The following is an 18,838-nucleotide window of genomic DNA, read 5'->3' on the forward strand; positions in this document are numbered from 1 at the left end:
ACATCAGGGGCAAATGGCTCGCAACGAGCCGCGGCAATGATACAACGGCCACCGGCCCCGGCGCTGCATTTCCTGCTGGGTGGGGCGGCGCCTGCCTGAAAGCATGGGGCTCCCAAGCACCCATGCCGGAGGCACCATGTACAAACCCCTTCTGTTCGCGTCGCTATTGCTGACGCCCTTTTCCCTTCATGCGCTGGACACCCGCCAGACCTCGGCCGAGCAACTGCTCGAACTGGGCCGCGAACTGGCTGGCCAAGCTGGCGCCAGCCAATGGCAACAACTGTGGCAGCGCGTGCGCCAGGCCGGTTACCTGCAGGCAAAAGGTGCGTCGGTGCATTTCAGTGTCCCCCTGGCGCAACTGCCCGAACTGGCCCGGCAAACCCTGGCCCAGGCCGACCAGGTACAAGCACAGCAGCAGACCCAGGCACTGTACCGCCGCAGCTTTGCCGACCAGGTCATCGGCCACCGTGACGGGCAGCCGCTGCATGCGCTGTGCCTGCTGGTCGATTGGCGCACGCTGCCACAAGGCATGCGCGACTCCCCCCAGGCCTACCTGCGCAGCGCCAGCCTGCTGAGCAGCTATCCGTGCGATTGAGGGTTACCACACCCAACGCGCTGCACAGGGAGTGACGTGATGGGAAATCACCCGCCACAGCCAAATGTTGAAGCCATGTCCTACAACGCCGGATATCGCTGCCTGCAAAACCTGTTCGCGGAAGCTACAAGCCCCAACCCATATGGCGCCTAGCGACATGCCTCGGCTGTCACAGAAAATCCAGCCACACCTTCGACATAACGCCGCTGGTGATCGGTTAGCACAGCCCATCCGTCCCGAAGGAGCGCCATATGCAACTGCCAGACTTGAGCCACATCGATATCAGCCAACTGCCCCACTCGCTGCAGGCCCTGATCGACTGCATCGGCATCGACAACGCCTACCAGCTGACCTGCGCCTACGGCGGCAGGCCCAAGTACATCCCCAAGCACCGCGAGCGCACCAAGCTTGCCGACGTGTTGCCGGCCGAAGCGCTCGACGCACTGATCAAGCGCTTTGCCGGTGTCGCCCTGGAAATCCCCAAGGCTGACCATTTCATGCGCCAGTTGCGCAACCTGCAGATCCAGAAGGAAAGCGCCAGCGGCTTGTCGCGCAGCCTGCTCGCTGACAAGTACGGCCTGAGCCTGCGCCAGATCGGCAACATCCGTCGCCAGGAACCTTGCGCTCGCTGAAGCCCCGGCATCGTCACCACCACTGACGGCCACGTTTTGAACCCAACCAGAAGAGAACCCAGCAATGTCGATAGATAACAGCCTCATCGGTTCCGTAATCAATGCCTTGCCGATGGACCGCATGATCGCAGGCCCCCTGCAGGCCATGGTCCAGGCCCAGGTCACCGCCAGCAAATCCTACGCCGACTTCCTGATGCAGGTGTGCGTCCAGGACGGCAAGGCCGTGGCCATCCAGTTCGACTACGACGAAACCATCGTCGACGAACAAGGCGAGTACAAGGGCGTGGTCAGCAAGACCATGAAAGTGCCGCTGGTGGCAGCCATCACCCACCCGAACATTTCCATCGAAGAAGGTAATGTCGAGTTCGAACTGGTCATCAACCAGATGTCGGAAGACGTTTCCAGCAAGGACATGAATGCCGAGGCAAGCGGTTCGCTGGGCTGGGGGCCGTTCAGGCTCAACGTGAAAGGCAGCGTCAGCCACAAGTCCACGCAAACCCGCAAGACTGACACCCGCGCCCGCTACGCCTTCAACACGACCTTGAAACGCCAGGACCCGCCTGAAGCGATGATGCGGGTGATCGACTTCCTGACCGACGCCGCGACAAAGCCGACCGTGGTCAAAACCGCCACACTGGAAAGCCAGGACTTGATTTCCCAGGCCGATACCTTGAAGAACCCTGCGGCCGACGGCGCTCCGGCCCTCGGCGCCGCCACCTCTTGAGGCGCACCTCCCCGCCCCGAACAGCCCCCCTGACCAGCAACAGGGGGGGCACCACCTGGCCTGAGGAGTCGAAGCATTGGATAAATCCCCCGCCCCCATGACTTCCATCGACCTGCGCGAAATCACCCGTGGCCTGCAGGAAGCCGCCAGTGCTACCAACAGCCTGATCGCGCAGCAGTACATCAACCTGTTCGACCAGTTCTTCGAATGCGACACCGAAGCGTTGGGCGCGCCCATGAAAGCCAAGATGGTCGAAGTGGCCATGGACGGCCAGCACATCATGCGCGTACCGCTGTTCGCGCTGGTGTCGCCCAAGGGCCTGGCCCTCGAGCGCATGCAGGTCGACCTTTCGGTACGGGTCAAAGGCACCGAAGCACAGCAGGCACTGTTGACCGCAGGCGAAAACAAGGCGGCCAGCTTCAAGGTCACCATCGGTGGCCAAAGCCGTCAGGGCGACAACCGTGACCCCGATGAAGTGCAGATCCGCATGCAGTTCCAGGCCAGCGAACCACCAGAAGCCCTCAACCGGCTGATCGAGGAGTACACCAGCCTGATCATCCCGGTACGCGCCCCCAGCCCGCCGCCCTCGCCCGACACCAATGAGTTCATCGAGGCGGCCATCGTCCGTTGACGGCCGCCCCCGCGACGGCTCAGAAGTCGCGCTTGTAGAAGATGTCCAGTGAGCTGGCCAGCCCGCTGGCAGCCTCGAGGTACACCTTCTTGCTCAGCTTGTAGCGCAATGCAATGGTGTTCGCAGGCTCGAACACCCCCACCCCATAGCGCAGGCTCAGTTTCTCGGTGAGGTTGCCGCTGGCGACCACGCTGGTGGTATTGCCCGAACCTTCGGTGTCCAGCTGGAAGTCGTCGATACCCAGGCTCGAGGCCAGGCTGCCGGTGATCCCGGCGCTACCCGCCAGGCCCAGGCCCAAGGCCGCTTCGGCAAGCATGTTGTTGTCTTCGCCTGACGCGCCCAGAGGCCGCCCCAGTACCAGGTAGGACAGCGCCTGCTCCTGGCTCATGGCCGGCTCCGAGAACACTTTGCTGGTGGGCTGCTCGGCACTGCCGCTCAGGCGGATACCGGCAATCACGTCGTCGACCTTGCGGATCGCTTCAATGTCCAGGTACGGCTGGTCGATCGGGCCTGCGAACAGCAGCCGCGCACGGCGAATGGTCAGGCGCTGGCCGTAGGCACGGTAGCGGCCGTCGGCCAGGCTCAGCTCGCCACGGGTGTCGAGGTTGTCGCCGATGTGCACATGGCCGAGCAGGTTGGCCTTGAGGCCAAAGCCACTGAACGAAAGCTTGTCGCGGCCCACTTCGACATCGATGTCCATGGCCATCGCCATGGGTGGCTTGCCCTCTTCGGTCCGGTGGCCAACGATCACCGTGTCATCCGAGACCTTGACGGTGGACGGTGGCAGCTCGCGTACAGTGATCGTGCCCTTGGGCACCTGTACCTTGCCGGTCACCGCCAGCTTGTCGTCGATCAGGCGCAAGGTCAGGTCCGGGGCCACCTCCAACGTCGCATAGGGCTCGACAGTGACGGGCAGTTGCTGGCCCTGCAGACGCAGGTCCATGCCCAGGGCCTGGCCCCAGGTGAGGTTGCCATTCAACTGGCCACGCCCCGCCTCGCCACTGCGCCAGCCGCCATTGAGCTGTACCTGCTCGCCGGCAATCAATGCCTGCAATGACAGGTCCTCGAGGCTGACCGGCAGTTCGGCGCCACTGACTTCGCCGCCGCTGAGCATCAGGTTGCCGTTGACCTGCGGCGCCAGCAAGGTGCCCGACAGCCGGCCACTGCCATTGAGCTGCCCGGCCAGGCGCTCGACCATAGGCACGAACGGGCGCGCCACCGACAGGTCGAGGCCGGCCAGGCGGAAATCACCCGACAGCGGTTTGTTCTTGCCAAGTGGATCGAGGCGGGTGTTGACGTTCAGCTCGCCCAGGCGCTCGCCGCGGAACGCCAGGCGGGTATCGATGCGCCGTGGCGCCAGCGTGCTGTCCAGGCGCAGGGCCTGGTACGGGAAGTCGACCCAGCGGTCCTTGTCGCGCACGCGCAGGGTACCGCCACTGGCGTCGACGACGATGTTGCCCTTGGGGCCGCTGGCCGGGATATCCAGATTGATGTCGGCATTGAGCAGGCCCTGCCAGGCGAAGTCCTTCGGCAGCCACTGGGCCAGGCTGTCCAGCGGGAACTGCTTTAGGTGGTAGCGCAAGCGTGGCTCGGGGGCCAGGCGCTGGTCGTCGCCACACAAGCTGGCCTGGCCGGAGCGCCAGCAGTGCGCAGCAAAGTCCAGCTGGCCGCTGGCCAGCCGCTGCAGGCGCGCCGGTGCCTGCAACTGCCAGTCCTGGCCGCCGGCCTGGATCCGCCCACTGGCCAGGCGCCCACGCCAGTCACCCTTGTTCAACTGGCCATCCAGGCCGAGGTCGAGCTTGAGCTGCGGGCCGTCCAGCGCCAGGGTCAACGCTTGCTGGCGAATGTCGCCTTTGCCATGGGCCTGCAAGGTGCCCAATGCCGTGTCACCCAGGTGAATGCCGCTGGCCTTGAGTTCGATCACGCCGCGCTGGGCGTTGTCCAGGCGGGCATCCAGGTCCAGCTGCTGCAAACGGTTTTCCGCCTGGGCCAGCCGCTGGCCCTGCAGGGTCAGCGTACCTTGCGGGGCTTGCAAGGTGCCGGCGACGTCCAGCCGGCCCTTGACCTGGCCCTGCAACCTTGGCCACAACTGGCCCAGGCGCGGCAGGTCGAGGTCGACCCGCCCGGCCAGGCGCTGTTGCAGGCTGCCACTGCCATTGATGCGGTTATCCCCCAGCTGGATTGCCAGGGCGCCCAAGGTCCAGCTCTGCCCTGCCCCCTGGGCCTCGACCTTGAGCATTGCCGGCTGGCCGCGCAGGCGGCCTTTCAGGTCAAGCTGGGCATCGAGGCTCAGGGCGTCGCCTTTCATCTCGCCTTTGCTGCGCAGCGGCCCCGCCAGGGTACCCGGCAGCTCGGCCAGCCAATAGGCCGGGTCGAGCGCCGACAACTGCAGGTCGACATCCCATGCCAGGGTGTCGGCAAAGCGCACGGCGACACTGCCGGCAGCCTTGCCTTGCCCGGCGCTCAGCGCCAACTGCGGCAGCTTCACCTGGCTCAGGTCACCTTCGAACGGGCTGGTCAGGCTGAACGCGCCGGCCGGGCCATCCAGGTCGCCATTGAAGGTGCCCTGGTAGTTGCCATCGCGATAATGCACCTGGGCCATGAAACGCTTGAGGGTGACCTCGGGCGGCGTCTCCAGTGGATACAGGCGCAGCCACGGAAAGTCCTGCCAGTCCAGTCGGGCGTCGGCGACCAGGCCTTGCTGCCAGTCAGCCGTGGCTTGCAACTTGACCCGCTGGGTATCGCTGGCGTTCAGGTCCAGGGCATCGAGCCTGGCGCCTTTGCTGTCGACCAGCCCGGACAACAGCAAGGCGATCGGCGACTGCTCGGCCGGCAGGCTGGCCGACCCCGACAGTTGATAGCCCTTGAGCAGGTCGCCCCGGGCGTCAAGCTTGAGCTGGTTGAACTGCACGGTGTCGGGCAACGAGGCGGCCGGCTTGAATGCCTCGGAGCGGATCTGCAAGGTCGCCGGCAGGTGCTCGGCCAACGCCTGCAATTGCCCGTTCAGCGTGGCGTCAAGGTAACCACTGCTGGTGCCGGCGAGTTTCAGGGTTTTCTGCAACTCGCCGGTGGCGGTCAGCGCCAGCTGCCACGGTTTGCCGTCTACCGCTGGCAGTTGCAGCTGCGCCTGGAGTTGCACCGGCCAGTCAGCTTCGGGCTGCAGGTCGCCCTGCAGGTTCAATTGCAGGTCATCGCGCTGCAGGTGCAGGCTGTCGATGCGCAGCCCGGTATTGGTCCAGTGCGCCGCCAGTTGCAAGTCGCCAAGCAGGTCGCTGCCATCCAGGCGCAACTGGCCAACCTTGACCTCACCCAGTTCGATGGCCAGCGGCAAGCGCAGGGCTGGCAACTGCAGCGGGCCGCTGTCGGCCGATTCGGCGCTGGGCGCAAAGGCCATGTCGATGCGCTGCGCCTGCAACTGGTCAATGCACAAGGTAGAGCGCAGCAGGCATGCCGGCGACCAAGCCAGCAGCGGTGCCTGCACCTCTACCGTGCTGCCGGCATCGGCCCAGCTCAGCCGGCTGGCTTGCCAGCTACCGGCCAGGCGGCCCTGGAAGTCAGCCACCTCAAGCCCGGGCACCTTGCCCAGCACCCAGCGGCTGCCGGCCTCGGTCCCCAGCAGCAGGCCGAGTGCCAGGCCCAGGCTTGCGGCTACCCCGAGCAGGCCCGCCAGAATGTACTTGATCACGCGTTTCACAGCTCAGGCCCCATGGAAAAGTGCAGGCGAATTCCCCCTTCATCATCCAGCGCCTTGGCCAGGTCCAGGCGCAGCGGCCCGACCGGCGACACCCAGCGCACGCCAAAACCGACACCGGTCTTGAGGCTTGGCAGCTCCAGGTCGTTGAACGAGTTGCCCTGGTCGACGAAGGTTGCCAGCCGCCACTTTTCGGTCAGCGAATACTGGTACTCGACACTGCCGGCGACCAGGTAGCGCCCGCCAATGCGGTCGCCGTCGCTGTTCTTCGGCGACAGGGTCTGGTAGTCATAGCCACGCACGCTCTGGTCGCCACCGGCGAAGAAGCGCAGCGACGGCGGAATGTTGTTCTTGAAGCCATTGGTCGCGCTGCCACCGAACTGCACCCGGCCGAGCAAGCGGTGGTCATGGCCAAGCGTGGTCAGGCCCTTGAGCAGCACGTTGCCATGCAGCAGGTTGGTGTCCGAGACCAGCCCTTCCTTGGCCACCTGTACATCGAACTGCAGGCGGTAGCCGTTATGCGGGTCGATTCGGTTGTCACTGCGCAGGAAGGAGTAGCTCACCCCCGGCATCAGCAGGTTGCTCAGCCCGGAGTCATCACCCAGGCGGTACTCCTCGCGCTGGTACTTGAGGGAAATCACCCGCTGCCAGCCGCTTGGCAGTTTGCTGTGCCACTCGGGGCCCACCGTCAGCAGTTTGCTGAGGGTGTCGGTGCCGGCAATTTCTTCGTTCTGGTAGCCGCCGGCAAAGCGCAACTTGTCGGTCAGCGGCGGGTCGAGCGGGATGTCGTACCAAAGGCCGACGTTCTGCCGGGGCGCCGACAGTTCGGTTTCCCAACCGTAGCTATGGCCCTGCGGGTTGACCCAGTGGCGGGTCCAGTTGGCCTTGCCGCGCGGCCCGACGTCGGTCGAGAAGCCCAGGCCCAGGCCCATGGTGCGGGGTTTGCGGGTTTCCAGGCGGACATCCACGGGGATTTCTTCGCCCACGGCGGCGGTGGGCGCCGCATCCACGCGCACGCCTTCGAAGTAGCCGCTCGATTGCAGGTCATTGTTCAGCTCGGCAATCAGTTCCGAGTCGTAAGGTGTACCCGGCTTGAACGAGACCATGCGCTGCAGCAGGTCGTCGTCCAGCGGTGTGTCGCCACCAAAGGTGACGGCGCCCAGGTGATAGCGCGGGCCGCTCTGGTAGACCAGTTCGATATCGGCCACACCCGCCTGGGGGTCGACCGCCAGGCGCTGGCGGCTGAAGCGCCCACTGAAGAAGCCATAGCGCGACGCCTGGTTCTGAATCAGCCGCTTGGCATCTTCGTAATGGCCATGGTTGAGTTGTTCGCCGGCGCGCAGGGCCTTGCTGTCGGGCACGCGAAAGGCCTTCATCTCGCTGGCGGGGCCTTCGATGCGTACGGTCACGTTGCGCAGGCGAATCGGCTCGCCGGGGTCGATGGTGATGATCAGTTGCGGGGAACGGTCAGCCTCGCTGGCGGGCTTGACCTCTGTGTCGATCTGCGCCTGGTAGTAGCCAAGTGCCTGCGCGGCTTTGCGCGCCTGCTCCTGGGCGCCGCGACTGAAGCGCAGCAGCGCTTCTTCATCGCGGTCGCCAAGGGAACCGATATAGCCTTCGACATTGGCCTTGAGCGCCTTGTTGGCCGGTTTGACCTTCACCAGCAACTCGCTCTGGCCCCATGCTGCGAAACTGGCGACCCAGATAACCAGGCCCCAGGTCAATCTTCCTGAATACGTCATGCGGCGCATGCTACCAGAGCCGGGCGCTCAAGGGAGCCGCCGCGCCGTCTGCTCAGGCAAAAGCAGAATTGGAAGAGACCGGATTGGGATGGAAGAACACCCTCTCACGGATTGGTCCTACAGCCACCTCGCCAATTTCCTCATAACCCTGGCGCTGGTAAAAGGCCAGGTAGTGCTCGTTGCCGGTGTCCAGCACCACACCCTGGGTACCAGGGTCGTCTGCGCACCAGTCATGCACAGCTTGTAACAATTGCTCGCCGTAGTGCTTGCCCTGAAATTGCGGGTGCACGCCCAACAGCGGCAGCACATGCACCTCGTCGGTGGGCAGGCAGGTGGCCAGGGCGGCCTGGTAGTCCATGTAACGGCGCGTACAGCGCAGGCCGGTGCCCATCATCATGCGCAGGCGCCAGGCCCAGCTGTCGGCCACGCCCAGCCGGCGCAGCGGCGGCACGATCAGGGCCAGGGCGATCAGGCGGTCCTCCACCAGCAGGCCGATGGCGGGCAGTTGCAGGTAGAAGTGCTGGCGTACCCACTCGCGCACCATCACCCGCAGGCGCCGCTCATAGCCTGGGCGCTGGGCCTCGAAGATATAGGCGAAGGTAGGTTCGTGACGGTAGGCGTTGTACAGCAACGAACGCGCCTCGCGGCTGTAGCCGTCATCGAGCAGGCAGACACGGGCCGGAGTGGCAGTGGTTTCGGGCATTGCGGGCAGTCCTCCTGGAATGGGCTTACAGTGCCCTGGGAAGGACGTTAGCAGCAGGCTCCCGAAGCCGCCATGCTGGTGATGGCAAGCGATGTCGGCTAGCATCGCGCCTTTTACCGGGATTATCTTTCCATGAAGATCGTCTGTTTCAACATCAACGGCCTGCGGGCCCGCCCGCACCAGCTGGCGGCGCTGATCGAAAAGCACCAGCCGGACGTGATCGGCCTGCAGGAAACCAAGGTCAGCGACGATCAGTTCCCGCTGGCCGACGTGCAGGCGCTGGGCTACCACGTGCATTACCACGGCCAGAAAGGCCACTATGGCGTGGCCCTGCTGTCGCGCCAGGCACCGCTGAGCCTGCACAAGGGCTTTGCCAGCGATGAAGAAGACGCCCAGCGCCGCTTCATCTGGGGCACCTTCGCCGATGCCGATGGCAACCCGATCACCATCATGAACGGCTACTTCCCCCAGGGTGAAAGCCGCGACCACCCCACCAAGTTCCCGGCCAAGCAGCGCTTCTACAGCGACCTGCAGGCGCTGCTGGAAGGCCAGTTCCGCAACGACCAGCCACTGCTGGTGATGGGCGACATGAATATCTCGCCGCAGGACTGCGACATCGGCATCGGCCCGGACAACGCCAAGCGCTGGCTCAAGACCGGCAAGTGCAGCTTCCTGCCGGAAGAGCGCGAGTGGATGGAACGTTTGAAAGGCTGGGGCCTGGTGGACAGTTTCCGCCACCTGTACCCGGAAGTTTCCGACCGCTTCAGCTGGTTCGACTACCGCAGCCGCGGCTTCGAGGACGAACCCAAGCGCGGCCTGCGCATCGACCTGATCATGGCCTCGCAGCACCTGGTGCCGCGGATCAAGGCGGCGGGTGTGGACTATGAACTGCGCGGGATGGAAAAGCCGTCGGACCATGCGCCGATCTGGCTGGAATTGAGCTGATCGCCGGGGGCTGCTGCTCAGCCCATCGCCGCAAGCCTCATAGAACAATACGTGACTCATTGGTTCAGTGAGGTTCCGTAGGAGCAGCCTTGTGCTGCTCCTACGGAGGACGCGTCAAAGGCGCGAATTTTTTTGTGCTCTGCGCGACAGTGCAGCCCAAAAAAGGCTGGGCAATCTCCCACAAAGATCGCACAGCTCTCTGTGCTGTACCTGTGGGAGCGGGGGCACCTATCAAATCTGCCAGTTTTCACCTCAGCGCCTTTCAGCCAATCTGCTCGCATCTATGGCTAACAATGAAGACGCCATGTCCATACCAAATCGAGCTCTAAAGCTTTTCTACCAGAACGGGTATCTTTACCTTGAGTCAGGTGCCGACACGATACACAGTGTGTTCCGTAACAACGGCGCCCCCTTGGCGCAGAGGCTTCGCGATGAGGGAGGTGACAAAACGGCACTGATACTTGGCGACCAACAAAACTCCGTGCTCGGCCTGCTCGGCAGTTTGCGCGCCGATGTGACTTATACACCTTATGGATATGCGCCATTCCCTGAAGAACAACGATTACTACTGGGATTCAATGGGCATTATCGAAACCTTGGCCCAGTCTTTTACTTTCTTGGCAACGGATATAGGGTCTATTCCTCCATCCTGATGCGCTTTTTTTCGAGTGACAGTTGGAGCCCCTTCGGCGATGGAGGGCTGAACGCCTACAATTACTGCGCCGGTGACCCTGTGAACATGGCTGACGCGTCCGGGCATATGCCAAAACCGGTTCTTCGCCGCGGGCGCCCGGCCGCAAGAGGCCGTCACCATCCCACCAGCGCGAGAGTTGAGCCTAATGCAACTTCTCCATCCAGAAGTCGTTCGCCCCTAAAAGTCAAAGATGAGGTTCAAGAAGGTTTTAACCGTCAACAAAGACGGAAAATCGATGGGTCAATGTCTGAAAATAACTACAGAGCGCCAGATACACTATCCGAATCAAGTGGCAGTTCCTCGTTCAGTCGCAGTTCTTGGTACAGCGACAGTTCCGGGCCTAGTAGCCGTTCCGAATCTCGGGGACATTCCAGTTCGAGAAGCCGTTCACCGGTACCACGATTATCTGTGACTCGGCGTCAGCACAAAGTGGCCGATACATTAGCGTGGGTTAAGCGCAACTTGGCCAATGATATGGCCCGACTTCACATCAACTCTAATACCATTCCGACTACAACAGCACAGGGCAGTCCCGCTGTGAACGGGGATGGTGCGCCACCCGGGATGGAAAACACGTTGACTGAATGGGGCTTGGGTGAATTAAATCGAAATCTCCGAGACTTCTGATGGTCTGGGGCAGCACTCTTGAGCACTACGGGTTAGCAGTAGGCACTTACTGTCGTGCGATGGGCCGCAATGCGGCCCCAGCGTGTTCCTCGACGAAGCTGCATAGAGTCTGCAATTTATTCACAGACCCAACCGCAACGCCTCCCCCACCCCCGCCCCGCGCACATCGTCCGCCGCGCTGACCAGAGCAAAGTTGTAGGCCCCATGCGACCAATAACGCGCCTCCAGCTGGCCATCCACCCGCTGCCCGTCCGGCATGCGCCGATACTGATCACCTGGTGAGCGCAGGAACAGGCTGATGCGCTGGCCCTTGCCATCCTCGAACACCAGCAACGCCGCCGGCCCCTGCTCATTGCTCAGCAGGCGCGCGCCCACCGGCTTGAAGCCGTAGCCCGCCAGGTCCGGCAACTGGCCCACGCGGCTGAAGTGGCGCCCCAGCCAGTCACGCAACTGGCCCGGGTCGCTGGCCTGGATATCCAGCGCCTGGCTACCGGCAAACAAACGGTGTGCCTGGACGGCATCGGCCATCGGCAGGTCGGCACGCGCCAAGGTCGCGTCGCGCACCTGCCAACCGCCCAGGCCACCCACGCCCAATGCCAGCAGCAACACCGCCGCCGTGGCCCAGCGGCGCTGGCGGCGTTGGCGCAATTGCCGGCGCAACTGCCCCAGGTCCAGCTGCGCCGCCCCGGGCACTTCGCCAAACCCGGCCAGTGCCGTACGCAGGCGGCGGGCGTCGGCACGCCAACCCTCGACCTTGGCCGCGGCCTGCGGGTTGGCCGCCAGCCAGGCCTGCACTTCGGCCCGGCGCTCAGGCTCCAGGCGCTCGTCGACGTAAGCGTGCAGTTCGTCTTCGCTGGGGATCAGGCGCGTCATTTCAGTCTCCGCAAGGCCGGGGGCTGGGGGCTGCCCTCGGTCAGTTCGCGCAAGGCATTGCGGGCGCGCGACAGGCGCGACATAACAGTGCCGATAGGGATACCCAGGGCCTGGGCGGCCTCCTTGTAGCTCAAACCCTCGATGCTGACCAGCAGCAACAGCGCACGCTGTTCTGCCGTGAGCCGAGCGAAAGCCTGCAGGTCGGCCTGGGCCAGGACAATGGCCTCGAGGTTGCCGCCAACCGGCTCGTCGTCGCGCTCAGCGCGGCCGAACCAGGAAAGCCAGCGCGCATGCAGGCGCTCGCGGCGCTTACCGTCGAGGAACAGCCGATAAAGGATGGTGAACAGCCAGGCCCGCAGGGCATCGGCGTCGCGTTGCTGGTCGCGCCGGCTCAAGGCCCGCTCGACCGTGGCCTGCACCAGGTCGTCGGCGCTGCCCGGCTCGCGGGTCAGCCACACGGCAAAGCGGCGCAGGCGGGCCAGCAGCTCGCGCCACTGATGGTCGTCCAGATCATGCATGGCAAAGTCCCGGCCTCTGGGGCTGTCAGTGTAAGAGGCAGACGCCTGTGAGGAAATTCTATTCCCGGCGATGGAATAAGTTTTTCCCTGCGCCGTCGTACCGGCACCTTCACCGAACCGGACAATGACCATGAACTCACCTCTGCACGGCCCGGCCAAGGCCCCGCGCCTGGCCGCCATCGGCGCCGTGATGCTGGGCGCGGGCGCCGCCTTTGCCTATGCTGCCGGCTGGCTTGGCGAAACGCGCCTGACCCCGCAGCGCATCATCGACACCTTCGAAGCCCAGGCCGGGCATTACCCGGGTTACCGCAAGAACCACGCCAAGGGCCTGTGCGTCAGCGGCTACTTCCAGCCCAGCGGGCAGGCCGCCAGCCTGTCCACGGCACGGGCGTTCAGCCAGCCGCGGGTGCCAGTGATCGGCCGCTTCGCCATCGGTGGCGCCAACCCGTTCGCGCCGGATACCGGCATACCGGTGCGTAGCCTGGCCATCGAGCTGAGCACCGACGACGGGCAGGTCTGGCGTACCGGCATGAACAACCCGCCGGTGCTGGCGGTAAGCACGCCACAAGCCTTCTATGAACAGGTGCTGGCGGGGGCGCCAGACCCGGCCACCGGCAAGCCGGACCCGGGCAGACTGCAGGCGTTCTTCGCCGCCCACCCGGAAAGCGCGGCGTTTCGCCAATGGGCGGCAGGCTACAAGCCCAGCAACAGCTTCGCCAGCACGCAGTACCACAGCATCAACGCCTTCCGCCTGATCGACGCAAGCGGCGCAGCCCACCCCGTGCGTTGGCAACTGGAGCCGCAAACAGCGTTTGCCGCCCTGCCTGCCCAGGTCGATGACAAACAGTTCCTGCAGCACGACCTGCAGCAAAGGCTGGCCCAAGGCCCGCTGCGCTGGACCCTGCGCCTGGTGCTGGCGGAGCCTGGCGATGCGGTGGACGACCCTGCCAGCCCCTGGCCTGCCGAACGGCGCAGCGTGGACGCCGGCACGCTGGTACTGGAGCAGGTCGACGACCCCGAGCAAGGTGCCTGCCGTGACCTCAACTTCGACCCGCTGATCTTGCCCCGGGGCATCCAGGCCTCTGCCGACCCGATCCTCGCTGCCCGTTCGGCCGCCTACTCGGAATCCTTCAATCGCCGCAGCCGCGAATCGCTCGGCACCGGAGCCCACCCATGAAAACCGACGCCTTCCACCCCCTCGCCCGCCTGTTGCACTGGCTGATGGCCGTGCTGATCCTGGCCATGTTGTTCATCGGTGTGAGCATGGTCGCCGACCTGTCGCCGCGCCACCCCGTGCTGATCGGGTTGCACAAGGCAACCGGCCTGGCCCTGCTGGTGCTGGTGCTGCTGCGCATCGCCGTTCGCCTGACCCTGCCCCACCCAGCCCTGCCGCACGACCTGCCCACACTGCAACGCTGGGCAGCCGGGGCCTCGCACCTGCTGCTCTATGGCCTGATGCTGGCCATGCCGCTGCTGGGCTGGGCCATGCTGTCGGCCGGTGGCTACCCCCGCCCGCTGGGCTTGCCGGCGATCGCCCCGCATGACCTGCAGTTGTACGCCGTGCTGCGCCAGGCCCATGGCTGGGCCGGCTACCTGCTGTTCGCCACGGTGCTGGTGCACGTGGGGGCGGCCTTGATGCACGCGTGGGTGCGCCGCGATGGCGTGTTGCGTAGCATGTGGCCTGGCCCACTGCGCCGCAGCGAATGACGCTCGGCAGCCCAGGGGGTCGACAATCGATAATAATTCCCAACAAGATCGGCTTTCTATTTGCCGTACCGCCCTGGACTGCCCTATGAATGTCGCAAAGGATCCTGCCACACTCGCACCCGCCAGTACCCTGGACTTGCGCCCCCTGCTGCTGGCCAACATGGCCTGTACCATGTCGATGATGGCCTTCGTCGCCCTGATCGGCCCGATCGCCCGCCAGCTCGGCATGGCCACCTGGCAAGCCGGTGCCGCCGTGACCGTGGCGGGCGTGGTCTGGGTGCTGCTGGCCCGGCCCTGGGGGCGCGCCGCAGACCGCCTGGGCCGTCGGCGCATCCTGCTGCTGGGCAGCGCCGGTTTCACCCTGGCCTACTGGCTGCTGTGCCTGTTCGTCGAAGGTGCGCTGCGCTGGCTGCCCGGGGCGACCCTGGCCTTCATCGGCCTGATGGTTGCGCGCGGCTGTATCGGCGCCTTCTATGCTGCCATCCCGGTGGGCTGCAATGCGCTGATCGCCGACCATGTCGAACCGCAACGCCGGGCCCGGGCCATGGCCTCGCTGGGGGCGGCCAACGCCGTCGGCCTGGTGGTGGGGCCGGCGCTGGCGGCGCTGCTGGCGCGGCATAGCCTGAGCCTGCCGTTCCATATCATGTCGCTGCTGCCGGCCAGTGCCTTTCTGGTCCTGCTGTTCACCCTCAAGCCGCAGGCGCTGCCGCACAGCCATGCCCCCAGCCCGGTGCGGCTGAACGATCCGCGCCTGCGCCGGCCTTTGCTGGTGGCGTTCAGCGCCATGCTCAGTGTCACGGTATCGCAGATCATCGTCGGTTTCTTTGCCCTCGACCGCCTGCACCTGAACCCTGCCGAGGCGGCCCAGACCGCCGGCATCGCCCTGACCACGGTGGGTGTGGCGCTGATCCTGGCGCAGGTGCTGCTGCGCCAGCTGGAATGGCCGCCGTTGAAGATGATCCGGGTCGGCGCCACGGTTTCGGCCCTGGGCTTTGCCTGCGGCTCGCTGGCCACCACGGCGCCCTGGCTGTGGGCTTGCTACTTTGTCGCGGCGGCGGGCATGGGTTTTGTTTTCCCGGCGTTTTCGGCGCTGGCGGCCAATGCCATGCACGCCTCCGAGCAAGGCGCCACGGCCGGCTCCATCGGTGCTGCCCAAGGCATGGGCGCAGTGATCGGGCCGCTGGCCGGCACCTTGGTTTATGCCGTCGATCCACGCTTGCCATTCCTGGCGGTGGCGGCGCTGTTGCTGCTGGTCGGGTCATGGCCGATGCCCCGCGATCAGCGGGCCTGACAAGCACAGCGCGCAAGCGCGCAGAGTGTGTTTTAATGCGCATCGCTCATTATTATTGACACCTCTGATTACAAGGCGGCTATGGACACGGGGACGCGACTCAAACTGGTGCGTGAACGCAACAACCTCTCCCAACGGGAACTGGCCCGCCGCAGCGGGCTGACCAATTCGACGATCTCGCAGATCGAGCAGAATCGTGTCAGCCCTTCGGTCAGCTCCCTGAAAAAACTACTCGAAGGCATTCCGATGAGCCTGGCGGAGTTCTTCAGTTTCGACGAGCCGGTGCGCGAAGAGCGCTACGTGTTCCGTGGCGGCGAGCAGCCAGACCTGGGCCGCAACGGCCTGCGCATGCTGCTGGTCGGCGCCAGCGTCGAAGGCCGGCAGATGCGCATGCTGCGTGAACTGTATGCACCGGGCGCCGATTCGGGCGAACCGATCGTGCATGCCGAGGGTGAAGAGTGTGGCCTGGTCACCCGCGGCACCGTCGAGTTGTGGGTCGATGGCCAGGTGAGCGTGCTCAACTCGGGCGACGGGTACTACATCCCCACTACCCTGCCGCACAGCTTCAAGAACATCGGCCCGGACGAGGCCGAGATCATCAGCGCCAATACCCCGGCGAACTTCTGATTGCTTTATGCGTGCGGGATGGCACCGGCTTCGCCGGTGTTCGCGGCTGAAGCCGCTCCCACAGGGAAGACGCCAACCCTGTGGGAGGGGCGCCTTCAGGTAAGGCTGTCGACACCCTGACGCAGGGCCTCTTCGACAAAGTCCAGGCGGTCCTGCCCGAAGAACATCTCGTCACCGACAAAACAGGTCGGCGCGCCGAACACCCCGCGCTCCACTGCCTCTTCGGTCGCGTGCCTGAGCGCGGCCTTCACCTCGTCATCACCCGCCAGCGCGCGAAATGCCCGCGGGTCGAAGCCGCCCTGGCTCAGCGTGTCGTCGAGGACAGCGTTATCGCCCAGGTTGCGGCGCTGCGCAAACAGCCCATTGAACAGCACCGCCAGCAACGCCTCGAACCGCTCCGGCGAACGCAGTTGGGTGCCCACTGCCCCGCGCATCAGGGTCAAGGTATTGACCGGGAACCCCGGCGGCAACTCGAACGGTACCCCATAGCGCGCGGCGAAGCGCGCCAGGTCGGTGAACATGTAACGGCCCTTGACCGGGATCATCACCGGCGAGGCGTTGCCGGTGGCCTGGAAAACCCCGCCCAGCAGCATCGGCCGGTAGCGCAGCGTGGCACCCTGGCGGGCGCACAGGCCAGGCAGTTGGGTCCAGGCCAGATAGCTGGCCGGGCTGCCCAGGTCAAAAAAGAAATCGACAGTCTTGTGCATGGTTACGGTCCTTGCTCGGAGAAAGGGGCTTACCAACGTTCCATCCAGGGGCGCAGGTCCAGCTCGAAGGTCCAGGCGTCGCGGGGCTGGGCGTGCAGGAACCAGTAGCTGTCGGCGATGTGGGCCGGTTCGAGGATGCCATCCTGGTCCTTGAGGGCGTAGCGCTCGGGGAACGTGTCACGGATGAAGGCGGTGTCGATGGCCCCGTCAACCACCACGTGGGCGACATGGATGTTCCGCGGCCCGAGCTCGCGCGCCATGCTCTGGGCCAGGGCGCGCAAGGCATGCTTGGCCCCGGCGAATGCCGCAAAGCCCGCCGCGCCACGGGTGCCGGCAGTGGCACCGGTGAACAGAATGGTGCCGCGCTCGCGCTGGACCATGCGCCGGGCCACCGCCTGGGCGGTGAGGAAACCGGCAAAACAGGCCATCTCCCAGATCTTGAAGTATTTGCGCGGGGTTTCCTCGAGAACGCTACAGGGCACATTGGCACCGATATTGAACACAAACGCTTCGATCGGGCCGATATCACGCTCGATGGTTTCGACCAGCGCCGCCACCTCCTCCTCCTTGCGCGCATCGGAGCCAAACCCGTGGGCCTGGCCGCCGGCAGCGCGGATTTCGTCCAGCAGCGGCTGCAACTTGTCAGCCTGGCGCCGGGTAACACAGGCAATGTAGCCCTCGCGGGCAAAGCGCTTGGCGATCTCGCCGCCGGTAGCATCCCCCGCGCCAATCACGAGCACCACTTTTTGTTGTTCTGTCATGCCTGCCTCCATTGGTGAATGATCGTTTAGTAAACGAACGCTATGTTATGATCGCCGCCACCGTCAAGCCCGCCTGCAGAGGCAACTGAATGCGCTACACCAACGAACACAAGCAGCAAACCCGCGAGCGGCTGCTGGCCAGCAGCGGCGCGCTGGCCAAACGCGGGGGCTTTTCCAGCACCGGCGTGGCCGGGCTGATGAAGGCGATCGGCCTGACCGGCGGCGCCTTCTACAACCACTTCCCGTCCAAGGACGACCTGTTCACCGAGGTAGTGCGCCAGGAACTGTGCAACAGCCCTCTGGCGCGCCTGGCCAACCAGGGCGCCAGCCGCGAACGCCTGGGCCGATGCCTGCAGCAGTACCTGAGCCTGGCCCACCTGCACAACGCCGAAGGTGGCTGCCCGCTGCCGCCATTGGGGGTGGAGATTGCCCGGGCCGAAACACCCGTGCGCGCCGTGGCCGAGCATTGGCTGGTGGAGCTGCACCAGGCCTGGAGCGCGACCCTGGAGGACGACGAGTTGGCCTGGGTGCTGATCAGCCAGTGCGTCGGTGCCTTGCTGGTCGGGCGCATGCTGGCCACTGAAAGCGTGCAGTCGCAGGTACTGGACGCCAGCCGCAACTTTGTCGAGAAGGCCCTGCATGAAGCGGATTAGTCTACTGCTGGGGCTACTGCTGAGCCTGCCTGCACTGGCCGAACAGGCCTGCCCGCCAGGGCAGTACCAGGTGTGCCTGATGGGGTGTTTCTGTGCGCCCATCGACCCCGGCCAGGCCGGGCAGATTTTCAAGGACGTGGAAGTGCTGGCTTCGTCCAGCCTGACCTACGCCCTGCAGCAGGCCCGCGACGAAGCCACCGCCAGCGGCGTCGAGCCGATCCCGTTGCATATCCGTGCGCAACTCGAACCCTGGTACGACTTTGCCGTGCTGGACGCGGCGCGCTTCCGGGTGGGTGACGAACAGCAGATGAGCGCAGCCAATGCGCTGCTGCAGAACCCCGACGTTAACGCCGTGACGCTGATCGACACGATCATCTTCCGCCGCCCCGCCGATGCCGAGGACAACGTGGCGTTGTGGGCACACGAGCTCAAGCATGTGCAGCAGTATCAGCAGCTGGGTGTGGAAGAGTTCGCCCGGCGCTACACACGCAACTACGACGACCTGGAAGCGCCGGCCTACAAGATCGAGGGCGAGGTAAGCAAGGCGCTGCGCGAGCGTGGTTCAGGGCAGGCCAGATAATTCCTGGTGATTGCGCGGTCGCCGTGTAGGAGCGGCCTTGTGTCGCGAAAGGGCTGCAAAGCGGCCCCGGCAATATCTGCTTCAAGCTGAAATCGAGGGGCTGCTGCGCAGCCCTTTCGCGACACAAGGCCGCTCCT

At 64.9% G+C, this 18,838-nt stretch carries 19 protein-coding genes; 12 read left to right on the plus strand and 7 right to left on the minus strand.

The annotated features are described in order from the left end of the window. Positions 1-136: 136 nt before the first annotated feature. The 4 genes from CAG00_RS05415 to CAG00_RS05430 all read left to right on the plus strand — a co-directional run bounded on the left by CAG00_RS05415 (position 137) and on the right by CAG00_RS05430 (position 2,582). Complete coding sequence (locus CAG00_RS05415) at positions 137-595, plus strand: hypothetical protein (protein WP_085616552.1); 459 nt, start codon at positions 137-139, stop codon at positions 593-595. 251 nt (positions 596-846) lie between these two features. Continuing rightward, positions 847-1,227, plus strand: coding sequence for a Mor transcription activator family protein (locus CAG00_RS05420; protein ID WP_085663670.1), 381 nt, complete (start codon positions 847-849; stop codon positions 1,225-1,227). Positions 1,228-1,291: 64 nt separating this feature from the next. After that, complete coding sequence (locus CAG00_RS05425; protein ID WP_085663671.1) at positions 1,292-1,951, plus strand: DUF2589 domain-containing protein; 660 nt, start codon at positions 1,292-1,294, stop codon at positions 1,949-1,951. Between the two features lie 76 nt (positions 1,952-2,027). Beyond that, on the plus strand, positions 2,028-2,582 hold the full coding sequence (locus tag CAG00_RS05430; protein WP_025338935.1) for a DUF2589 domain-containing protein: 555 nt from the start codon (positions 2,028-2,030) through the stop codon (positions 2,580-2,582). 19 nt (positions 2,583-2,601) lie between these two features. On the opposite strand, the gene CAG00_RS05435 is transcribed toward CAG00_RS05430, so the two are convergent. Genes CAG00_RS05435 through CAG00_RS05445 form a run of 3 tightly spaced genes read right to left on the minus strand, consistent with a single transcriptional unit; the run spans position 2,602 to position 8,718 of the window. Continuing rightward, complete coding sequence (locus CAG00_RS05435) at positions 2,602-6,276, minus strand: translocation/assembly module TamB domain-containing protein (protein ID WP_085663672.1); 3,675 nt, start codon at positions 6,274-6,276, stop codon at positions 2,602-2,604. Beyond that, positions 6,273-8,015 carry an autotransporter assembly complex family protein gene (locus CAG00_RS05440; RefSeq protein ID WP_025338933.1) on the minus strand — a complete coding sequence of 581 codons (1,743 nt, stop codon included), beginning with the start codon at positions 8,013-8,015 and terminating at the stop codon, positions 6,273-6,275. Before CAG00_RS05440 ends, CAG00_RS05435 begins: the two co-directional genes overlap by 4 nt. 52 nt (positions 8,016-8,067) lie before the next feature. Beyond that, the gene (locus CAG00_RS05445; RefSeq protein ID WP_075045090.1) at positions 8,068-8,718 is read right to left on the minus strand and encodes an N-acetyltransferase; all 651 of its coding nucleotides are present in this window, start codon (positions 8,716-8,718) and stop codon (positions 8,068-8,070) included. Positions 8,719-8,850: 132 nt separating this feature from the next. Here CAG00_RS05445 and xthA point away from each other — a divergent pair, with 132 nt between their 5' ends. Then, complete coding sequence (xthA, locus tag CAG00_RS05450) at positions 8,851-9,663, plus strand: exodeoxyribonuclease III (protein ID WP_025338931.1); 813 nt, start codon at positions 8,851-8,853, stop codon at positions 9,661-9,663. A gap of 304 nt (positions 9,664-9,967) precedes the next feature. Beyond that, positions 9,968-10,984 carry an RHS repeat-associated core domain-containing protein gene (locus CAG00_RS05455; protein ID WP_238066168.1) on the plus strand — a complete coding sequence of 339 codons (1,017 nt, stop codon included), beginning with the start codon at positions 9,968-9,970 and terminating at the stop codon, positions 10,982-10,984. 120 nt (positions 10,985-11,104) lie between these two features. On the opposite strand, the gene CAG00_RS05460 is transcribed toward CAG00_RS05455, so the two are convergent. Further along, on the minus strand, positions 11,105-11,857 hold the full coding sequence (locus CAG00_RS05460) for an anti-sigma factor (protein WP_085663674.1): 753 nt from the start codon (positions 11,855-11,857) through the stop codon (positions 11,105-11,107). Beyond that, positions 11,854-12,375: a sigma-70 family RNA polymerase sigma factor gene (locus tag CAG00_RS05465; RefSeq protein WP_075045376.1), complete on the minus strand. Its 522-nt coding sequence runs from the start codon at positions 12,373-12,375 to the stop codon at positions 11,854-11,856. The genes CAG00_RS05460 and CAG00_RS05465 overlap by 4 nt, the downstream gene beginning before the upstream one ends. 124 nt (positions 12,376-12,499) lie before the next feature. Here CAG00_RS05465 and CAG00_RS05470 point away from each other — a divergent pair, with 124 nt between their 5' ends. The 4 genes from CAG00_RS05470 to CAG00_RS05485 all read left to right on the plus strand — a co-directional run bounded on the left by CAG00_RS05470 (position 12,500) and on the right by CAG00_RS05485 (position 16,000). Beyond that, complete coding sequence (locus CAG00_RS05470; protein WP_085663675.1) at positions 12,500-13,552, plus strand: catalase family peroxidase; 1,053 nt, start codon at positions 12,500-12,502, stop codon at positions 13,550-13,552. Beyond that, complete coding sequence (locus CAG00_RS05475) at positions 13,549-14,082, plus strand: cytochrome b (protein ID WP_025339392.1); 534 nt, start codon at positions 13,549-13,551, stop codon at positions 14,080-14,082. The genes CAG00_RS05470 and CAG00_RS05475 overlap by 4 nt, the downstream gene beginning before the upstream one ends. An 85-nt stretch (positions 14,083-14,167) precedes the next feature. Next, positions 14,168-15,373 (plus strand): MFS transporter, encoded by a 1,206-nt coding sequence (locus CAG00_RS05480; RefSeq protein WP_085663676.1) that lies wholly within the window; start codon positions 14,168-14,170, stop codon positions 15,371-15,373. An 81-nt stretch (positions 15,374-15,454) separates the two neighbouring features. Then, complete coding sequence (locus CAG00_RS05485) at positions 15,455-16,000, plus strand: cupin domain-containing protein (protein WP_003248033.1); 546 nt, start codon at positions 15,455-15,457, stop codon at positions 15,998-16,000. Positions 16,001-16,095: 95 nt separating this feature from the next. Here the strand turns inward: CAG00_RS05485 and CAG00_RS05490 are convergent, their stop codons facing one another. Further along, entirely contained in the window at positions 16,096-16,707 is a 612-nt protein-coding gene (locus CAG00_RS05490; RefSeq protein WP_085663677.1) for a 2-hydroxychromene-2-carboxylate isomerase, read from the minus strand. Between the two features lie 29 nt (positions 16,708-16,736). Continuing rightward, positions 16,737-17,468 carry an SDR family oxidoreductase gene (locus CAG00_RS05495; protein ID WP_085663678.1) on the minus strand — a complete coding sequence of 244 codons (732 nt, stop codon included), beginning with the start codon at positions 17,466-17,468 and terminating at the stop codon, positions 16,737-16,739. 89 nt (positions 17,469-17,557) lie between these two features. Between CAG00_RS05495 and CAG00_RS05500 the strand changes: the two genes are divergently transcribed. Continuing rightward, a complete protein-coding gene (locus CAG00_RS05500) occupies positions 17,558-18,121 on the plus strand; it encodes a TetR/AcrR family transcriptional regulator (RefSeq protein WP_085616663.1) in 564 nt (187 codons plus the stop codon). Continuing rightward, a complete protein-coding gene (locus CAG00_RS05505) occupies positions 18,108-18,701 on the plus strand; it encodes a DUF4157 domain-containing protein (protein WP_085616665.1) in 594 nt (197 codons plus the stop codon). Before CAG00_RS05500 ends, CAG00_RS05505 begins: the two co-directional genes overlap by 14 nt. Positions 18,702-18,838 lie beyond the last annotated feature (137 nt).

Origin of the sequence: Pseudomonas sp. B5(2017) (assembly GCF_002112825.1) — a bacterium.
GTDB classification, from domain to species: Bacteria; Pseudomonadota; Gammaproteobacteria; order Pseudomonadales; family Pseudomonadaceae; genus Aquipseudomonas; species Aquipseudomonas putida_Z.